Here is a 16,513-nt window from a genome sequence, read left to right as displayed (position 1 = left end):
TCAGGCCGGTTGTTCCGCAGGGTTTTTGGCGACCGAGCACAGGCGGATCGAGTCGGCGAGGATCTCGATGGCCTTTGGCCGCGGGAAGCTGGCGCGCCAGGCGATGGCGACCGTGCGGAACGGTGCCGGTGCCGTCAGCGGGCGCACTTCGATGACGCCGGGGGCATAGTGATGGCTGTGCACTGCCGACAGCGGCAGGATCGATACGCCAAGGCCGGAAGCCACCATGTGACGGATGGTTTCCAGCGAGCTGGACTCAACCGTGGTGTGCCGTGAGCCTTCACCCCCCTTGTTCAGGGTAGGGCAGGCTTCCAGTACCTGGTCACGGAAGCAGTGGCCCTCACCAAGCAGCAGCAGGCTCTTGTCGTTGAGCATGGCGGTGTCGATGGTCTTCTTCGCCGTCCATGGGTGGTCGGCAGGCATCAGGGCGCAGAACGGTTCGTCGTATAGCGGTAGCGTCAGCACGTCGGCTTCGTTGAACGGCAGGGCGATGATCACCGCGTCCAGTTCACCATTGCGCAGCTTTTCGCGCAGTACGTGGGTGAAGTTTTCTTCGATGTACAGCGGCATTTGCGGCGCTACGCGGTGCAGCTGCGGGATCAGGTGCGGGAACAGGTAGGGGCCGACGGTGTAGATAGCGCCGACCTTGAGCGGAGCGGTCAGCTGATTTTTGCCGGCCTGGGCCAGCTCGCGAATGCCTTGGGCCTGCTCCAGTACCTTCTGCGCTTGGGCGACGATGTTTTCGCCGACCGGGGTCAGACGTACTGCGCTTTTGCTGCGCTCGAAGATCAGAACGCCAAGCTCGTCCTCGAGCTTCTTCACACCGACCGACAGGGTGGGTTGGCTCACATGACAGCGCTCGGCGGCATGGCCGAAGTGCTGTTCCTGGGCGAGTGTGACGATGTAGCGTAATTCTGTGAGGGTCATAACGTGCGTCCATGAAGTTGCGAGCCCAGCATAGCGGCTGCAATTGATAGACGCACGTTATCAGACTTGCCGAATTGTGACAGAAACAAAAGTCTTAGCGGCGGTCCAGTGAGTAGACGAACGGTGCCACGACTTCAATCGTGCCATTGTTCAGCAACTCGGGTGGCGGCTTGGGTACCGTGCCGGCCCGACGGATCATTTCCAGGGTCGCCCGGTCCAGTGCGGCACTGCCCGAGCCACCGGCCATGGAGTACGACACGACCTTGCCTTCGGCGTCGACCACGAAGCGCAGGCGGTTCATGCCTTGCAGGCCACGACGGCGCGCGTCTTCTGGGTAACGCTTGTACTTGGCAAGGTGGCGCAGCAGGTCGCTCTGCCAGGTTGGCAGGGCGTTGCTGTTGGACGCAATGCTCGGTGCCGGTGCCGCGGACTTCTGCGGTGGCGAGTTGCTGGGCGGTGCGTCCACCGTTTGCTCGGTGGGTGGTGCTTCCTTCGGCGGCTCAGGCTTTTTCTCGGGCTTGGGCGGCTGGGGCTTGGCCTTTGGCTTGGGCGGCTTGGGGATGGCGATCTTGGGCTTGGGCGCTTCTGCCAGCTTCGGCAACGGTGGTTCCTCGACCGGTGCCGGTGGCTGCGGAGCTGCCTTTGGGGGTGGTGGTGGCGCAGGCTCCGGCAACGGTGCCAGTTCGACCATCATCGCTGCCGGGGGCAGTTCGATGGCCTGTGGTACCGACCAGTTGAGCGTCAGCAGCACGGCGACCACGTGCACACCCAGCACGATCGCCAGGCTGCCACCGTAGCGCGCCATGTTAGAGCGCGTTTTCATCATTTCTTGGCTGCCGTCTCGAGACCTACCAGACCGACTTTCAGGTAGCCGGCCGCGCGCATGTTGTTCATCACCTCCATCAGGTCGCCGTAATCCACGCCTTTGTCAGCCTGGAAGAAGATGGTGGTTTCCTTGTCACCCTTGGTCTTGGCGTCGAGCATCGGGCCAAGCTGGTCGGGTGCAGCAACCTGATCGTCGCCGACATACAGCTTCTGGTCGGCCTTGACGCTGACGAACACCGGTTTCTCTGGCCTTGGCGCCGGTTTGGCGGTTGAGGCCGGCAGGTCGACCTTGATGTCGACCGTGGCCAAGGGGGCGGCGACCATGAAGATGATCAGCAGCACCAGCATCACGTCGATGAACGGCGTAACGTTGATTTCGTGGTTTTCGGCGAGGTCGTCGCCACCTTCGTTGAGATGCAGGCCCATGGCTTACCCCACTTTCACCATGTGCGGGGCGGCGCGCTCGCTACCCTGGTGGTCCAGATCACGGCTGACCAGCAGCAGTACCTGAGCGGAGGCATCGGACACCTGTGCCTTGTAACCGGCAATGGAGCGGGCGAAGACGTTGTAGATGACCACGGCCGGGATTGCCGCGACCAGGCCCAGAGCAGTGGCCAGCAGCGCTTCGGCGATACCTGGGGCAACGACGGCCAGGTTGGTGGTCTGGGTCTTGGCGATGCCGATGAAGCTGTTCATGATGCCCCATACGGTACCGAACAGGCCAACGAACGGCGCAGTGGAGCCGATGGTTGCGAGGACGCCGGTGCCGCTGCTCATGGTACGGCCGCTGGCATGCACCAGGCGCTCCAGACGGAAGCTGACGCGCTCCTTGATGCCTTCTTTTTCGCGGGCGTTAGTCGAAAGGCGCATCTCTTCGAGGGCATCGTGGACCAGGGTATGGGCCAGGGTGCCTTCCTTGTTGGAAACCTCGCTGGCTTCCTTCAGGGTGGTGGACTTCTTCAGCTGGGCGATTTCACCCCGCAGGCGGCGCTTGGCGCCCATCAGCTCGAAGCCTTTGGCAATCCAGATGGTCCAGGTGATGATGGAGGCGATGGCCAGGCCGATCATGACGATCTTCACCACGATGTCGGCGTTCTTGTACATGCCCCATGGGGACAGGTCATGGGCCATGCCCAGCGAGGTGTCTTCGACCAGGGCTTGAACGCTTGGGTCTGCTGCGGCCGTTGTATCTGCCGGGTTGGTGGCAGTGGCACCAGGCGCCGGCGCATCGACCGGGGCAGCAGCGGGTGCGGCCGGGGCAGTAGCAGCGGCAGGTGTGGCGCTGTTGGTGGTTGGCTCATCGGCCATGGCCACCGGGGCCAGCACCAGGCTGAGTGTCAGCGCGGCGATGGCGCGCCAGGCGCGCGACGGGGTTGGCGAAGCGGAAGGTTGAGTACGTGTCATGCTGGCCGGACCTGATGAAGAAAAAGTGAACGTTCTCCAAGGCCTCGATGTAGGCCGAGAACAATTTGGCGGCCATTATTGCAAGTAATTCTTGTTAACAAAAGTAATATTGTAGCTTTTTTCGCCTATGGTCTAGCCGCCCATCGTGTAGCGTGGCCAGGCTGATCAATTGGTCTAGGGAGTTTAGAGATGTCAGACCTTTCCGTGATGGTGGTGGGTTGTGGTGATGTGGGTGGGCGTCTGGCCAAGCAGATGTTGGCTAAAGGCTGGCAGGTGAGCGGCCTGCGCCGTTCTGTTGGTCAGCTGCCCGCAGGGGTTCAGCCGGTTGCCGCAGATTTGGCCGAACCGTCGATACCGCAGTCCTGGCCACAGGGCCCGCTGGACTACCTGGTGTACTGCGTGGCGGCCAGCCAGCACGATGAGGCGGGTTACCAAGCAGCCTATGTCGATGGTTTGCGCCATGTGTTGGCCTGGTTGGCCGAGCGTGGCCAGCGCCCGCGTCGGCTGCTGTTCATCTCAAGCAGCAGTGTGTATGCGCAGAAAGGCGGCGAGTGGATAGAGGAGGGCGCTGCCACCGAGCCTGAGGGTTATTCCGGGCGTGTGATGCTGGAGGCTGAACGGTTGGCACTGGCCAGCGGGATCCCGGCGAGCGTGGTCCGCCTGACCGGTATCTATGGCCCAGGGCGTGAGTGGTTGCTGAGCCAGGTGCGTCAGGGTTACCGCGTTGCCGAGGAGCCACCGCTGTATGGCAATCGCATTCATGCCGAAGATGCCGCCAGCCTGCTGGCGTTTCTGCTGCAGGCCGATGCTGATGGCAAGGCTCTGGACGACTGCTACATTGGCGTCGATGACGACCCGGCGCCGCTGGCCGATGTGGTGGCCTGGCTGCGGGCGTATATGGGCGTTACCGAATGGTCCGATGAGCAGCGGGTGCGGCGTACTGGCAGCAAGCGCTGCAGCAATGCCCGGGCGCGGGCGCTCGGCTGGGCGCCTGAGTATCCGAGCTACAAGGAAGGCTACGCCGCGATTCTGGCAGGAAAAGCCTAGCTGGCAGGTGGCGCGGTCCCTTGTGGGAGCAACTGTCTTGCTCAATTTCTAAAAGCTGGCGCGATCCCTGTGGGAGCGGGCTTGCCCGCGAACACGGGCGAAGCCCGTGCCATCCACCGCGGTGTCTTCTTCGCGGGTAACCCCGCTCCTACAGGAACCGCGCATCATCTCAGCTGCGCTCCAGCGCCCATTGACGCTTGCCCGCTGCCAGCTCTGGCATTTCATCCGGCTGGGCACGGTTCACTGCCTGGAAAATCTCCAGCTTGTCACCATCGCGCTTGATGATGAACGGTGCGCCACGCTGGTTGCGCTCCAGCCACAGGCTGTCATTGTTGCCACCCATGGTCGCGCAATCACCTGCCAGGCACAGGGCGAAGCGGTCCGGCCCCGGTAGGCCGGTGACGTTGCCGGTATCGCTGAAGCGTACACTGGCACCTTTGCCTTGGCCGTCGACGATCTTCCAGTCACCACCCAGGTAGGCCTGGTAAAGCGCCTTCTCGAAGCTGCTGCCCAGTGGTGCATTGGCTGCCGCCGGTGTCTTGGCGCGCACGAAGGTTTGCTTGGTGCCGTTCTGGTCGACGGCCAGCAGCTCGTCGCCATCGAGCGAAAGCTGCTCGGTCTGGCCGCCTTGGAAACGGGCCTGCCATTGCTTTTCATTGGCGCTCAGCTGGCCGTCAGCGGCCTCGAAACCATTGCTATAGCTAGCTTGCTGATTGGCCACGTCGAGCTTCCACTCGAACACTGGGCCGTGCTCATTCAGCGCCTGGCGCAGGCTGCCGGCTTTGACCGCCGCAGTGATGGCTTCCTGGTTGATCCAGATGCCGTTGAAATCTTCGGGTTTGTGGCTGGTGCAGCCGCCCAGTAGCAGGGCTGCCAGCGCGAAGGGCAGTGCTTGACGCATGACGGGGTAACCTTGCAGAGGAAGGAGGGTGACGGGCAGGGCCCGTCACCAGGGCATCATTCGATGACCAGGATGGCGTCCATTTCGACCTGGGCGCCTTTCGGCAGCGCGGCAACGCCGATGGCGGCGCGGGCCGGGTAGGGCTGTTCGAAGTAGCGGCCCATCACCTCATTTACCTTGGCGAAGTGGCTCAGGTCTGTGAGGAAGATGTTCAGTTTCACGATGTCCTTGAACGAACCGCCAGCAGCTTCAGCCACGGCCTTGAGGTTCTCGAACACCTGCACGGTCTGGGCTTCGAAGCCTTCGACCAGTTCCATGGTCTTCGGGTCCAGAGGGATTTGGCCCGACATGTACACGGTGTTGCCGGCCTTGATCGCCTGCGAGTAGGTGCCGATGGCGGCAGGGGCCTTGTCGCTGTTGATGACGGTTTTGCTCATGATGACTCCTTGCGGTTGGCGGACTACGTACGCATGCGGGTGATGCGGACCACACCGGTCAGGGTACGCAGCTTCTTGATCACACGCGCCAGGTGCACGCGGTCGTGCACGCTGACCACCAGTTGGACCACGCTGATACGGCCGTCGCGTTCGTCCATGCTGATCTTCTCAATGTTGCCGTCGGCGGCGTTGACGCTGCTGGCCAGCAGGGCGATCAGCCCCCGCTGGTGTTCCAGTTCGACACGCAGTTCGACATTGAACTCGCCAGTGATGTCCTTGGCCCAGGAGAGTTGCACGCACTTTTCGGGGTTGTGGCGGATTTCACTGATGTTGCGGCAGTTTTCCAGGTGCACGACCATGCCTTTGCCGGCCGACAGGTGGCCGACAATCGGGTCACCCGGGATCGGCGTGCAGCACTTGGCGTAGCTCAGCACCAGGCCTTCGGTACCGCGGATCGCCAGCGGGCCTTCTGGCGCCGGCAACTGTTCCCCTTCGGCCGACAGCAGGCGGCGCGCGACCACGTAGGCCATGCGGTTGCCCAGGCCGATGTCTTCGAGCAGGTCTTCTATCAGCTCCAGGCGGTACTCGGCGAGAATAGACTCGATGCGTTCCTGGGGGATTTTCTCCAGGCTGCTGTCAAAGCCAGTGAGCACCTTGTTCAGCAGGCGCTCGCCCAGGCTGATGGATTCGGAACGGCGCTGTTGCTTGAGCGCGTGGCGGATATTCGTGCGTGCCTTGCCTGAGACCACAAAGTTGAGCCAGGCCGGGTTGGGCCGAGCGCCCGGGGCGCTGACGATTTCCACTGTCGAGCCGCTTTGCAGCGGTTCGGACAGCGGCGCCAGGCGGCGGTTGATGCGGCACGCGATGCAACTGTTGCCAACGTCGGTGTGCACCGCGTAGGCGAAGTCGACGGCCGTGGAGCCTTTGGGCAACTCCATGATCCGGCCTTTGGGCGTGAACACGTAGACCTCGTCCGGGAACAGGTCGATCTTCACGCTCTCGATGAATTCCAGGGAGTTGCCGGCACGTTGCTGCAGTTCGAGGATACCCTTGACCCACTGGCGGGCACGCGCGTGGCTGCCCTTGGGCTGCTCGTCGTCGTTTGACTTGTACAGCCAGTGCGCGGCGATGCCGTTGTTGGCCATCTCTTCCATTTCGCGGGTGCGGATCTGGATTTCGATGGGCACGCCGTGCATGCCGAACAGGGTCGTGTGCAACGACTGGTAGCCATTGGCCTTGGGGATCGCGATGTAATCCTTGAAGCGTCCGGGCAGCGGCTTGTACAGGTTGTGCACGGCGCCGAGCACGCGGTAGCAGGTGTCAACCTTGTCGACAATGATGCGGAAGGCATACACGTCCATGATCTCGTTGAAGGCACGGCGCTTGCCGCGCATCTTCTTGTAGATGCCATAGAGGTGTTTCTGCCGACCGCTGACCTCGCCCTCGATGCCGTCGGCGGACAGGCAGTTGGCCAGCGAGTGCTCGATCTTGGCGACGATTTCTTTGCGGTTGCCGCGTGCGCTCTTCACTGCTCGATGAATCAGCGACGAGCGCATCGGGTGCATGGCCTTGAAGCCAAGGTCTTCGAACTCCACGCGCACGGTGTGCATCCCCAGGCGGTTGGCGATGGGGGCGTAGATCTCGAGGGTTTCCTTGGCGATGCGCCGGCGTTTTTCGCCAGACAGCACTTCCAGGGTGCGCATGTTGTGCAGGCGGTCGGCCAACTTGACCAGGATCACGCGGATATCGCGGGCCATGGCCATGGCCATCTTCTGGAAGTTTTCCGCCTGTGCCTCGGCCTTGGTCTCGAAATTCATCTGGGTCAGCTTGCTGACCCCATCGACCAGTTCGGCCACGGTCTCGCCAAACTGCTGGCTGAGGGCTTCCTTGGCGATGCCGGTGTCTTCGATCACATCGTGCAGCATGGCCGCCATCAGGCTCTGATGGTCCATGTGCATGTCGGCGAGGATGCTGGCCACGGCCAGGGGGTGGGTCACGTAGGGCTCGCCACTGCGGCGGCGTTGCCCATCGTGAGCCTGTTCGGCGTAGAAATAGGCACGCCGAACCAGGTTGACCTGTTCGGGGCCAAGATAGGTCGACAGCCGTTCGGCCAAGGCTTCTATACCCGGCATGGGTTCACCTCCTGCCGAGGAAGAGGGCCTTGCGCCGTACGACGTCGACCTGGCATCAATCAGACAGCCTCGTTGTTCTCGTCCTCGAACGCGGCGAACACCGGATCCTCGGTGACGATCTCTTCAGCGGCGATGAACTCGTTGGTGACGATGCCTTCGGCAATTTCACGCAGGGCAACAACGGTTGGCTTGTCGTTTTCCCACGCAACGCGTGGCTCTTTGCCGCCGGTCGCCAGCTGGCGAGCGCGCTTGGTCGAGAGCATGACCAGCTCAAAGCGGTTATCCACGTGTTCCAGGCAGTCTTCAACAGTTACGCGGGCCATGGTCTTCCTCAGTAGCAATTGCGGTGGGCGTGCAGCCCATTAATGGGCAGGCGGACTCGATAGTATAAAAATTCACCAGCCAATAGGGAAGCGCTGTTTTGCCGGGCGGTACCTGCAAACCCTGCGATGCCTTCTTCGCGGGTGAACCCGCTCCTACAGGGACCGCGTAGCTTGTAGCGGCGGGTTTACCCGCGAAAGAGCCGGAACAGACACCCTCAATGCATGAGCCTGACGATAACCTCAGAGCATCGCGTCACGCAACCGCGGGGTCAGCTCTTCGAACAAGGTCTGCACCGAGCGCAACGCCCGGCAATCCGGCCGGGTCAGCAACCACAGCTGAGTGTCGCAGCCGGGCAGGGGACCGCTGAGAGCATCCACCCCAGGCAGCGCATGCACCATGTAGTCCGGGAGTGCTGCCACGCCCAGGCCGGCCATTACCAACTGGGCGATGGTCGACATGCTGCTGCACTGGTAGCGCGGGCTCAGGCCCGGGTGTTGTTGGTTGCGCCAGACCACCGTAGGGTGGTCCTGCATCGAGTCGTCTGGTGCGATCCACGGCACGCTGGCGGGGGACTCGCTCAGGCGCTCGCGCCACTGTGGCTGGCCGCAGACTACATAGGAGGTCGAACCCAGGTTGCGGCCAACCAGGTGCTCCGGAGGTGTGTTGGTCAGGCGCAGGGCGATGTCGGCGTCGCGCCGGCTGAGGTTGGCGAAGGTATTGGAGGTGCCCATCTCCAGCGACAAAGCCGGGTAGTTGGACATGAACTCGGCCAGCGCCGGCAGCAACAGGCTGTGCATCACCGCCTCTGTGCAGGTCAGGCGCACCGTGCCGCTGACCACCTGCTCGCCACTGGTCATGGCAATGCGCGCCGCTTCCAGCGCCTGCTCGGCACGTTCGGCCTGCTCGGCCAAGGCCTGTGCGGTGTCAGTCGGCAGATAGCCCTTTCGGCTCTTGACGAACAAAGCAGTGCCCAGCGCTGACTCCAATCGGCGGATCGAGCGGAATACGGTCGAAACGTCGACTTTGAGCAGTTCGGCGGCTTTGGCCAGCGAGCGGCCACGTTCCAGTGCCAGGACCAGAGAGAGGTCTGCGTGGGTTATCTGATATTGCATTGATGCACGCTCTGCTTGCCAAATTGCCAATGTCTGTTGCGTCTGGGCCATTTTATAGTGAAACGGCCCCCCGGAATCAATGCGCCCGGTCGGGTAACCAGTCCCCACGATGGGAAAGTGAAAAGAACAACAGCTGCAACCATCGTCGCCCGTGAGGCGCCAGCCGTATCCCCACATCGCCGCAGCACATCAAAGGATGTACACCATGACGTCGGTAACCCCGTGCGCCAGTTCTTCCAGCGAGATGAATGACTTCCTCCAGGCCCATCCGGACACGCAGTACGTAGACCTGCTGATCTCCGACATGAATGGCGTGGTACGTGGCAAGCGCATCGAGCGGGCCAGCCTGCACAAGGTGTACGAGAAGGGCATCAACCTGCCCGCATCGCTGTTCGCCCTTGATATCAACGGTTCCACTGTCGAAAGCACCGGCCTTGGCCTGGACATCGGCGACGCCGACCGTATCTGTTTCCCGATCCCCGGCACCTTGTCGGACGAGCCGTGGCAGAAGCGCCCCACCGCCCAGCTGCTGATGACCATGCACGAGCTGGATGGCCAGCCGTTCTTCGCCGACCCGCGTGAAGTGCTGCGCCAGGTGGTGAGCAAGTTCGACGACCTGGGCCTGGATATTTGCGCCGCGTTCGAGCTGGAGTTCTACCTGATCGACCAGGACAACCTCAACGGCCGCCCGCAGCCGCCGCGCTCGCCGATCTCCGGCAAGCGCCCGCAGTCGACCCAGGTGTACCTGATCGACGACCTCGACGAGTACGCCGACTGCTTGCAGGACATGCTCGAAGCAGCCAAGGAACAGGGCCTGCCTGCCGACGCCATCGTCAAGGAAAGCGCCCCAGCGCAGTTCGAGGTCAACTTGCACCACGTGGCGGATCCGCTGAAGGCCTGCGACTATGCGATCCTGCTCAAGCGCCTGATCAAGAACGTCGCCTACGACCATGAAATGGACACCACCTTCATGGCCAAGCCCTACCCGGGCCAGGCAGGCAATGGCCTGCATGTGCACATTTCATTGCTGGACAAGAAAACCGGCAAGAACATCTTCGCCAGTGACGATCCGCTGCAAAGCGATACGCTGCGCCACGCCATTGGTGGCGTGCTGGAAACCATGCCGGCGTCGATGGCCTTCCTGTGCCCCAACATCAACTCCTACCGCCGCTTCGGTGCGCAGTTCTACGTGCCCAATGCGCCGAGCTGGGGCCTGGACAACCGCACCGTGGCCGTACGCGTGCCCACCGACAGCAGCGACAATGTGCGCCTTGAGCACCGTGTAGCCGGCGCCGATGCCAACCCGTACCTGATGCTCGCGGCGATCCTTGCCGGCGTTCACCATGGCCTGACCAACAAGGTCGAGCCCGAGGCACCGATCGAAGGCAACTCCTACGAGCAGCTGGAGCAAAGCCTGCCGAACAACCTGCGCGATGCCCTGCGCGCGCTGGATGACAGCGAAGTCCTCAACCAATACATCAGCCCGGACTACATCGATATCTTCGTGGCCTGCAAGGAAAGCGAACTGGCCGAGTTCGAAGTGTCGATTTCAGACCTCGAGTACAACTGGTACCTGCACACGGTGTAACCCCATGAGCGCAAATGCGGTCCCTTTGATCGGTGTCAGCGCCTGCCGTCAGCAGGTAGGGAAGAACTCCTCGCACACGGTCGGCGACAAGTATGTCGAGGCAGCCGGCTTTGCCGGCTTGCCACTGATCTTGCCGGCCCGTGATGGCGGCAGCGACACGCAAGCGCTGCTGGCCCGCCTGCACGGCATTGTTTTTACCGGCTCGCCTTCAAATATCGAGCCGCATCATTACAATGGCGCCCCCAGTGTGGCGGGTACCCGGCATGATCTGGCGCGTGATCGCCTGACCCTGCCGCTGCTGCAGGCAGCCATTGCCGTCGGTGTGCCCGTATTCTGCATCTGCCGAGGCTACCAGGAGCTGAACGTGGCCCTTGGCGGCAGCCTGCACCAGCGTGTGCAGGAGCTGCCAGGCTACCTTGACCACCGCGAACCCGAGGATGCCCCCCTGGAGGTGCAATACAGCCCTCGTCACTCGGTCAGTATCGAGCCTGGCGGGTTGTTCGAGCGCCTGGGCCTGGCGGCGCAGTTCGAGGTCAATTCGCTGCACAGCCAGGGCATCGACCGTCTGGCCCCAGGCCTGCGCGTCGAGGCACGGGCCCCGGATGGCCTGATCGAGGCGGTGTCCATGCCTGCGGCACCGGGCTTTGTGCTCGGGGTGCAGTGGCACCCGGAGTGGCGCTTCAACGAAAACCCGGTTTCGCTGCGTCTGTTTCAGGCGTTTCGCGAGGCCTGCAATGCCTACGCAGCACGGGAGGGCTCACGGCAGGAATGATTCTGGCGTCAGCCGAAGGTCTCGGATGACTCGTCCCCGATAGCAAGCTTTCAATGAGTGAAAGCGAGCCTTGTACCCAAGGCTTGTTAAAACAATTCCAAAATTTACGGCAAATACTCATGAGCAATTACACAGAAGCCGGCCGCCCACCCGATGTGGCGGCCGACGCGGGCAACACTCAGCGCAGCAAAGGCCTGGCCAAGGGCCGCTTGGGCCTGCTGGCCAGCGTGGTGCTGGGCATTTCCACCATCGCCCCGGTCTATACCCTGACTGGGGCCCTTGGCCCGACCGTGCGTGAGGTGGGCGCCCACCTGCCGGCCGTGTTCATCGTGGGCTTCCTGCCGATGCTGCTGGTTGCCCTGGGCTATCGCGAGCTGAACTCGGCGGAGCCGGACAGCGGGACTTCGTTTACCTGGTCGGCGCGTGCATTCGGCCCGATGATCGGCTGGATCGGCGGCTGGGGACTGGTGGTTGCCACCACGATCGTGCTGTCGAACCTGGCAGGTGTGGCGGTGGACTTCTTCTACCTGTTCCTTGGCCAGATCACCGGCAAGCATGAGCTGGCAGCGTTGGCCGACAACCTGTTGATCAACATCGTTACCTGTTGCGTGTTCATTGGTTTGGCAGTGTGGATCTGCTGTCGGGGTATCGCCACCACAATGACTGTGCAGTACGGCTTGGTGGCCTTGCAGTTGCTGGTGTTGATCGGCTTTGCTTTCGCCGCTTTCGGCGGCACCACCGCGCCGCCACCGCTGGCGTTCGATTTCGCCTGGTTCAACCCGTTCGGTGTCGAGTCGTTCTCGGCCTTTGCCGCTGGCCTGTCACTGTCGATCTTCATCTTCTGGGGCTGGGACACTTGCCTGACCGTCAGTGAAGAATCGGTGGGCAGCGAAGAGGTGCCGGGCAAGGCCGCTACCTGGACCGTGATGTTGATTCTCGGCCTGTACCTGTTCACCGCCATCGCCACCCTGCAGTTTGCCGGTATCAGTGAAACGGGCCTGGGCCTGAACAACCCACGCATCCAGGAGAACGTCTTTGCCCACCTGGCCGGCCCGGTCATGGGGCCGCTGGCGATCCTGATGTCCATCGCTGTGCTGGCCAGTACGGCGGCGTCGCTGCAGTCCACCTTCGTGGCGCCGGCGCGCACCCTGTTGGCCATGGGTTATTACGGCGCGGTGCCGCAGAAGTTCGCCAGCGTCTGCCCGCGCTCGCAAACGCCGCGCTATGCCACCATCTGCGCCGGCCTGGCCGCAGGCCTGTTCTACGTGACCATGCGTACGCTGAGCGAGAACGTGCTGGCAGATACCATCACGGCATTGGGCATGATGATCTGCTTCTACTATTCGCTGACTGCGTTTGCCTGCGTCTGGTATTTCCGCGGCAGCCTGTTCGACAGCCTGCGCCACTTCATCATGCGCGGCCTGTGCCCGCTGGTGGGTGGGGTGATCTTGTCGGTGATCTTCGTGCGTACCGCCATCGACAGCGCGTCGCCGGACTTCGGCAGCGGCTCGCATGTGGGCGGTCTGGGGCTGGTGTTCGTGATTGCCGCGATCATCTCGGTGCTTGGTATCGGCCTGATGATGCTGTCGCGCATGCGTGCGCCGGCGTACTTCCTCGGGGCTACCCTGCGTCAGCAGGCTACCTTGCCACTGCAGGAATAAACCAATGGGGCCGCTCTGCGGCCCTTCGCGGGCACGCCCGCTCCCACAGGCCGGTGCTCAGCCTCAGCCCAGCGCGGTATCGAGAAACATCATCACCGCAAACCCACTCATCAAACCTAGGGTCGCCGTTGTTTCCTACAGGTATGAACTGCAGATGGTCATGGTGGGGCAGCAGGACCTGGCACGGGTAATGGACTGGCGGCAGTGCTGGGCATCAAGGTCGAACCGGCGCTGGAAGCCCTAAAAGTCGCCGTCCACATCTAAAGCCTGGCGCAGTCCTTGCGGGAGCGGCCTTGTGTCGCGAAAAGGCTGCACAGCAGCCCCGGGATTTCAGCGTCGATGCAAATAATGCGGGGGCCGCTTCGCGGCCCTTTCGCGACACAAGGCCGCTCCCACTCGGATCGCGCCAGCTTTTAGAAATTGAGCAAGACAGTTGCTCCCAAAGGTGTGGCACAAGCCTCAAGGCAGTGATTAACCCGTGGGAGCGGGCGTGCCCGCGAAGGGCTGCAATGCAGCCCCCATCGATCTTTAGCCGATCATTTGCTTCAGCAGCGCCGCATGACGCTGCTGCTGCTTCTTCAACAGCAGCCGATTCGAGCGGAACACCGCTTTCAAGTCTGCCAGCGCCGCGTCGAAATCATCATTGATGATCACGTAGTCATACTCGTCGTAGTGCACCATCTCGCTGACCGCTTCCTTCATGCGCCCGGCAATGATCTCTTCGCTGTCCTGCCCGCGTCCGTCCAGGCGGTGGCGAAGCGCCTCCTGGCTTGGAGGCAGGATGAACACCGACAGCGCCTGTGGCATCAGCTTGCGCACTTGCTGGGCACCTTGCCAGTCGATTTCCAGGATCAGGTCGTAGCCTTGGTCCAAGGTGTGCTGCAGCGCGCTGCGCGAAGTACCGTAGAAGTTGCCGAACACTTCGGCATGCTCCAGAAAGTCTCCTTGCGCGATCAGCGTCTTGAACTCCTCGTGGACGACGAAGTGATAGTTCACCCCGTGCTGCTCGCCCGGGCGCATGGCGCGGGTAGTGTGCGAGACCGAGACGCGAATCTGCTGGTCGTCTTTGGTCAGGGCGGTGACCAGGCTGGTCTTGCCGGCACCCGAGGGGGCCGAAACGATGTAGAGGGTGCCGCTGCTGTGGTTCATGGTAGGGGTGGCCTTACTCGATGTTCTGTACTTGTTCACGCATCTGTTCGATCAGTACCTTCAGGTTGACCGCCGCTTGCGTGCTGCGTGGGTCGAAGGCCTTGGAGCCAAGGGTGTTGGCCTCGCGGTTGAGCTCCTGCATCAGGAAGTCCAGGCGCCGGCCAGCGGCGCCGCCACCCTTGAGCACGCGGCGCACTTCGGTGACGTGGGTGCTGAGGCGGTCGAGCTCCTCTGCCACGTCGCTTTTCTGGGCCAGCAGTACCATCTCTTGCTCCAGGCGCTGTGGGTCCAGCTCGGCTTGCATGTCGCCGAAGCGGTCGAGAATCTTCTGCCGCTGCGCCGCCAGCATCTGCGGCACCAGGGCGCGCAGGGTCGTGACTTCGCTGGCCATGTTGTCCAGGCGTTCGTTGATCAGCCGCGCCAGTTCCTGGCCTTCGCGCTGGCGCCCGGCCTTGAGTTCGGCCAACGCTTCGTCGAACAGCGCCATGGCTTCGGCGTTCAGTGCCTGTGGGTCGCTGGTGTCGGCCACCAGCACGCCTGGCCATGACAGCACTTCCAGCGGGTTCAGGGGGGCAGGCTGCTTGATCAGGCCCGCCACTTCTTCGGCGGCGGCAACCAGTTGCTTGGCGCGCTCATGGTCCACTTTCAGCGGTTTGCCATTACTGTCTTCGTTGAGGCGCAAGGTGCATTCCACCTTGCCGCGTGACAGGCCCTGGCGCAGGCCTTCACGTACACCGCCTTCGAGGTCGCGCAGGGCCTCGGGCAGGCGCAGGTGCGGCTCCAGGTAACGGTGGTTGACCGAACGCAGCTCCCAGACCAGGGTGCCTTGGCTGCCGGCGCGCTCGACACGAGCAAAAGCGGTCATGCTGTGCACCATGGGGAGTACCTCGCGTAGATGAATGAACGGTGGGAGCCTCTCGGCTGCAAGGCGCAGGATTGTAGCGCAGTGTCGCCGTGGCGCCCAATCCGCCTATGTTACCGACGGGTGGCTACTGCGGTAGGAAAAGGCGACGGGCTGTGCCGGGCGCGACAATAGGCATGTCTTCCCCGGGCTGCGGGCTCTATAATGCTCGGCAGATTCAAAGTCCCAGTACAGGTATCCCAGATGAAACGTCCAAGTGGTCGCGTTGCCGATCAGCTCCGCTCGATCCGCATCACCCGCAACTACACCAAGCACGCCGAAGGGTCGGTACTGGTCGAGTTCGGTGACACCAAAGTCATCTGCACGGTCAGCGTTGAAAACGGTGTACCGCGCTTCCTCAAAGGCCAGGGCCAAGGCTGGCTGACCGCCGAATATGGCATGCTGCCGCGCTCCACCGGCGAACGTAACCAGCGTGAAGCCAGCCGTGGCAAGCAGGGTGGCCGCACCCTGGAAATCCAGCGCCTGATCGGCCGTTCGCTGCGCGCCGCGCTGGACATGAGCAAGCTCGGTGACATCACCCTGTACGTCGATTGCGACGTGATCCAGGCCGATGGCGGTACCCGTACCGCGTCCATCACCGGCGCCATGGTTGCCTTGTGCGACGCTTTGGCAGTGATCAAGAAGCGCGGCGGCCTCAAGGGCGGCAACCCGCTCAAGCACATGATCGCTGCCGTGTCGGTAGGCATGTACCAGGGCGAAGCCGTGCTTGATCTGGACTACCTGGAAGACTCCGCAGCCGAAACCGACCTGAATGTGGTCATGACCAGCGCTGGTGGCTTCATCGAAGTGCAGGGTACTGCCGAAGGCGCACCGTTCCAGCCGGAAGATTTCAACGCCATGCTCGCTCTGGCGCAGAAGGGCATGAACGAGATTTTCGAGCTGCAGCAGGCAGCACTGGCTGACTGAAGCCAGCCACGGAGGTGCGGGGCATGAGCGATTCGAACCTGTCGATCACCCCGCCCAATGCCGAAATCCGGCAATGGGCGATGTTCTGCCACCTCTCCGCGCTGTTGGGCCTGGTAGTGCCGCTCGGGCACCTGCTGGGCCCGCTGGTGCTATGGCACCTCAAGCGCGAGCAAGACCCTTTTATCGACGCCCAGGGCAAAGAGGCGCTGAACTTTCAAATCAGCGTGACCATTGCCGGGTTCATCTGCTTTCTGCTGATGTTCGTGTTTATCGGGCTGGTGCTGTTTGCCATGCTCACGGTGGCAGTGATGATATTGATCATCATTGCGGCGGTGCGGGCGAATGAGGGCAAGCCTTATCGCTACCCGATGATCTGGCGGCCGATCAAATAGCCATTGGGGCTGCA

Annotated in this window: 17 protein-coding genes; 6 read left to right on the top strand and 11 right to left on the bottom strand. The window is 62.5% G+C overall.

What is annotated here, in order from left to right; genetic code table 11:
- From I8746_RS14565 to exbB, 4 genes are all read right to left on the bottom strand, one after another.
- Positions 1-927, bottom strand: a complete 927-nt coding sequence (locus I8746_RS14565) for a hydrogen peroxide-inducible genes activator (protein WP_003253362.1) — start codon at positions 925-927, stop codon at positions 1-3.
- A gap of 94 nt (positions 928-1,021) precedes the next feature.
- A complete protein-coding gene (locus tag I8746_RS14560) occupies positions 1,022-1,753 on the bottom strand; it encodes an energy transducer TonB (protein ID WP_010955804.1) in 732 nt (243 codons plus the stop codon).
- Positions 1,750-2,178 (bottom strand): TonB system transport protein ExbD, encoded by a 429-nt coding sequence (gene exbD, locus I8746_RS14555; RefSeq protein WP_003253367.1) that lies wholly within the window; start codon positions 2,176-2,178, stop codon positions 1,750-1,752. The genes I8746_RS14560 and exbD overlap by 4 nt, the downstream gene beginning before the upstream one ends.
- A 3-nt stretch (positions 2,179-2,181) precedes the next feature.
- Positions 2,182-3,156: a tonB-system energizer ExbB gene (gene exbB / locus I8746_RS14550; protein WP_012054107.1), complete on the bottom strand. Its 975-nt coding sequence runs from the start codon at positions 3,154-3,156 to the stop codon at positions 2,182-2,184.
- Between the two features lie 189 nt (positions 3,157-3,345).
- On the opposite strand from exbB, the gene I8746_RS14545 reads away from it, so the two are divergent.
- Positions 3,346-4,203 carry an SDR family oxidoreductase gene (locus I8746_RS14545; RefSeq protein WP_012054106.1) on the top strand — a complete coding sequence of 286 codons (858 nt, stop codon included), beginning with the start codon at positions 3,346-3,348 and terminating at the stop codon, positions 4,201-4,203.
- Between the two features lie 169 nt (positions 4,204-4,372).
- Here I8746_RS14545 and I8746_RS14540 read toward each other — a convergent pair whose 3' ends face one another.
- The 5 genes from I8746_RS14540 to I8746_RS14520 all read right to left on the bottom strand — a co-directional run bounded on the left by I8746_RS14540 (position 4,373) and on the right by I8746_RS14520 (position 9,109).
- Complete coding sequence (locus tag I8746_RS14540) at positions 4,373-5,104, bottom strand: hypothetical protein (protein ID WP_012054105.1); 732 nt, start codon at positions 5,102-5,104, stop codon at positions 4,373-4,375.
- 56 nt (positions 5,105-5,160) lie between these two features.
- Positions 5,161-5,541 (bottom strand): RidA family protein, encoded by a 381-nt coding sequence (locus I8746_RS14535; RefSeq protein WP_009684531.1) that lies wholly within the window; start codon positions 5,539-5,541, stop codon positions 5,161-5,163.
- Between the two features lie 23 nt (positions 5,542-5,564).
- A complete protein-coding gene (spoT, locus tag I8746_RS14530) occupies positions 5,565-7,673 on the bottom strand; it encodes a bifunctional GTP diphosphokinase/guanosine-3',5'-bis pyrophosphate 3'-pyrophosphohydrolase (protein ID WP_003253381.1) in 2,109 nt (702 codons plus the stop codon).
- 59 nt (positions 7,674-7,732) lie between these two features.
- Positions 7,733-7,996, bottom strand: coding sequence for a DNA-directed RNA polymerase subunit omega (rpoZ, locus tag I8746_RS14525; protein WP_003253383.1), 264 nt, complete (start codon positions 7,994-7,996; stop codon positions 7,733-7,735).
- Positions 7,997-8,236: 240 nt separating this feature from the next.
- Entirely contained in the window at positions 8,237-9,109 is an 873-nt protein-coding gene (locus I8746_RS14520) for a LysR family transcriptional regulator (RefSeq protein ID WP_003253385.1), read from the bottom strand.
- 205 nt (positions 9,110-9,314) lie between these two features.
- Between I8746_RS14520 and I8746_RS14515 the strand changes: the two genes are divergently transcribed.
- From I8746_RS14515 to I8746_RS14505, 3 genes are all read left to right on the top strand, one after another.
- Positions 9,315-10,697 carry a glutamine synthetase family protein gene (locus tag I8746_RS14515; protein ID WP_003253387.1) on the top strand — a complete coding sequence of 461 codons (1,383 nt, stop codon included), beginning with the start codon at positions 9,315-9,317 and terminating at the stop codon, positions 10,695-10,697.
- Between the two features lie 4 nt (positions 10,698-10,701).
- Entirely contained in the window at positions 10,702-11,469 is a 768-nt protein-coding gene (locus I8746_RS14510) for a gamma-glutamyl-gamma-aminobutyrate hydrolase family protein (RefSeq protein ID WP_012054103.1), read from the top strand.
- Between the two features lie 119 nt (positions 11,470-11,588).
- Positions 11,589-13,130 (top strand): APC family permease, encoded by a 1,542-nt coding sequence (locus tag I8746_RS14505; RefSeq protein WP_003253391.1) that lies wholly within the window; start codon positions 11,589-11,591, stop codon positions 13,128-13,130.
- 528 nt (positions 13,131-13,658) lie between these two features.
- On the opposite strand, the gene gmk is transcribed toward I8746_RS14505, so the two are convergent.
- Positions 13,659-14,279 carry a guanylate kinase gene (gene gmk / locus I8746_RS14500; RefSeq protein ID WP_003253393.1) on the bottom strand — a complete coding sequence of 207 codons (621 nt, stop codon included), beginning with the start codon at positions 14,277-14,279 and terminating at the stop codon, positions 13,659-13,661.
- Positions 14,280-14,292: 13 nt separating this feature from the next.
- On the bottom strand, positions 14,293-15,156 hold the full coding sequence (locus I8746_RS14495) for a YicC/YloC family endoribonuclease (protein WP_003253395.1): 864 nt from the start codon (positions 15,154-15,156) through the stop codon (positions 14,293-14,295).
- Between the two features lie 228 nt (positions 15,157-15,384).
- Between I8746_RS14495 and rph the strand changes: the two genes are divergently transcribed.
- Together rph and I8746_RS14485 are read left to right on the top strand one after the other, a co-directional pair.
- Positions 15,385-16,107, top strand: coding sequence for a ribonuclease PH (rph, locus tag I8746_RS14490; protein ID WP_003253397.1), 723 nt, complete (start codon positions 15,385-15,387; stop codon positions 16,105-16,107).
- Positions 16,108-16,130: 23 nt separating this feature from the next.
- Positions 16,131-16,499 (top strand): DUF4870 domain-containing protein, encoded by a 369-nt coding sequence (locus I8746_RS14485; protein WP_003253399.1) that lies wholly within the window; start codon positions 16,131-16,133, stop codon positions 16,497-16,499.
- Positions 16,500-16,513: the final 14 nt, after the last annotated feature.

This window comes from Pseudomonas sp. USTB-Z (assembly GCF_019691255.1).
GTDB classification, from domain to species: Bacteria; Pseudomonadota; Gammaproteobacteria; order Pseudomonadales; family Pseudomonadaceae; genus Aquipseudomonas; species Aquipseudomonas alloputida.
The sequence above is the reverse complement of the archived record's forward strand: the minus strand, read 5'-3'. Positions and strand labels throughout refer to the sequence as shown.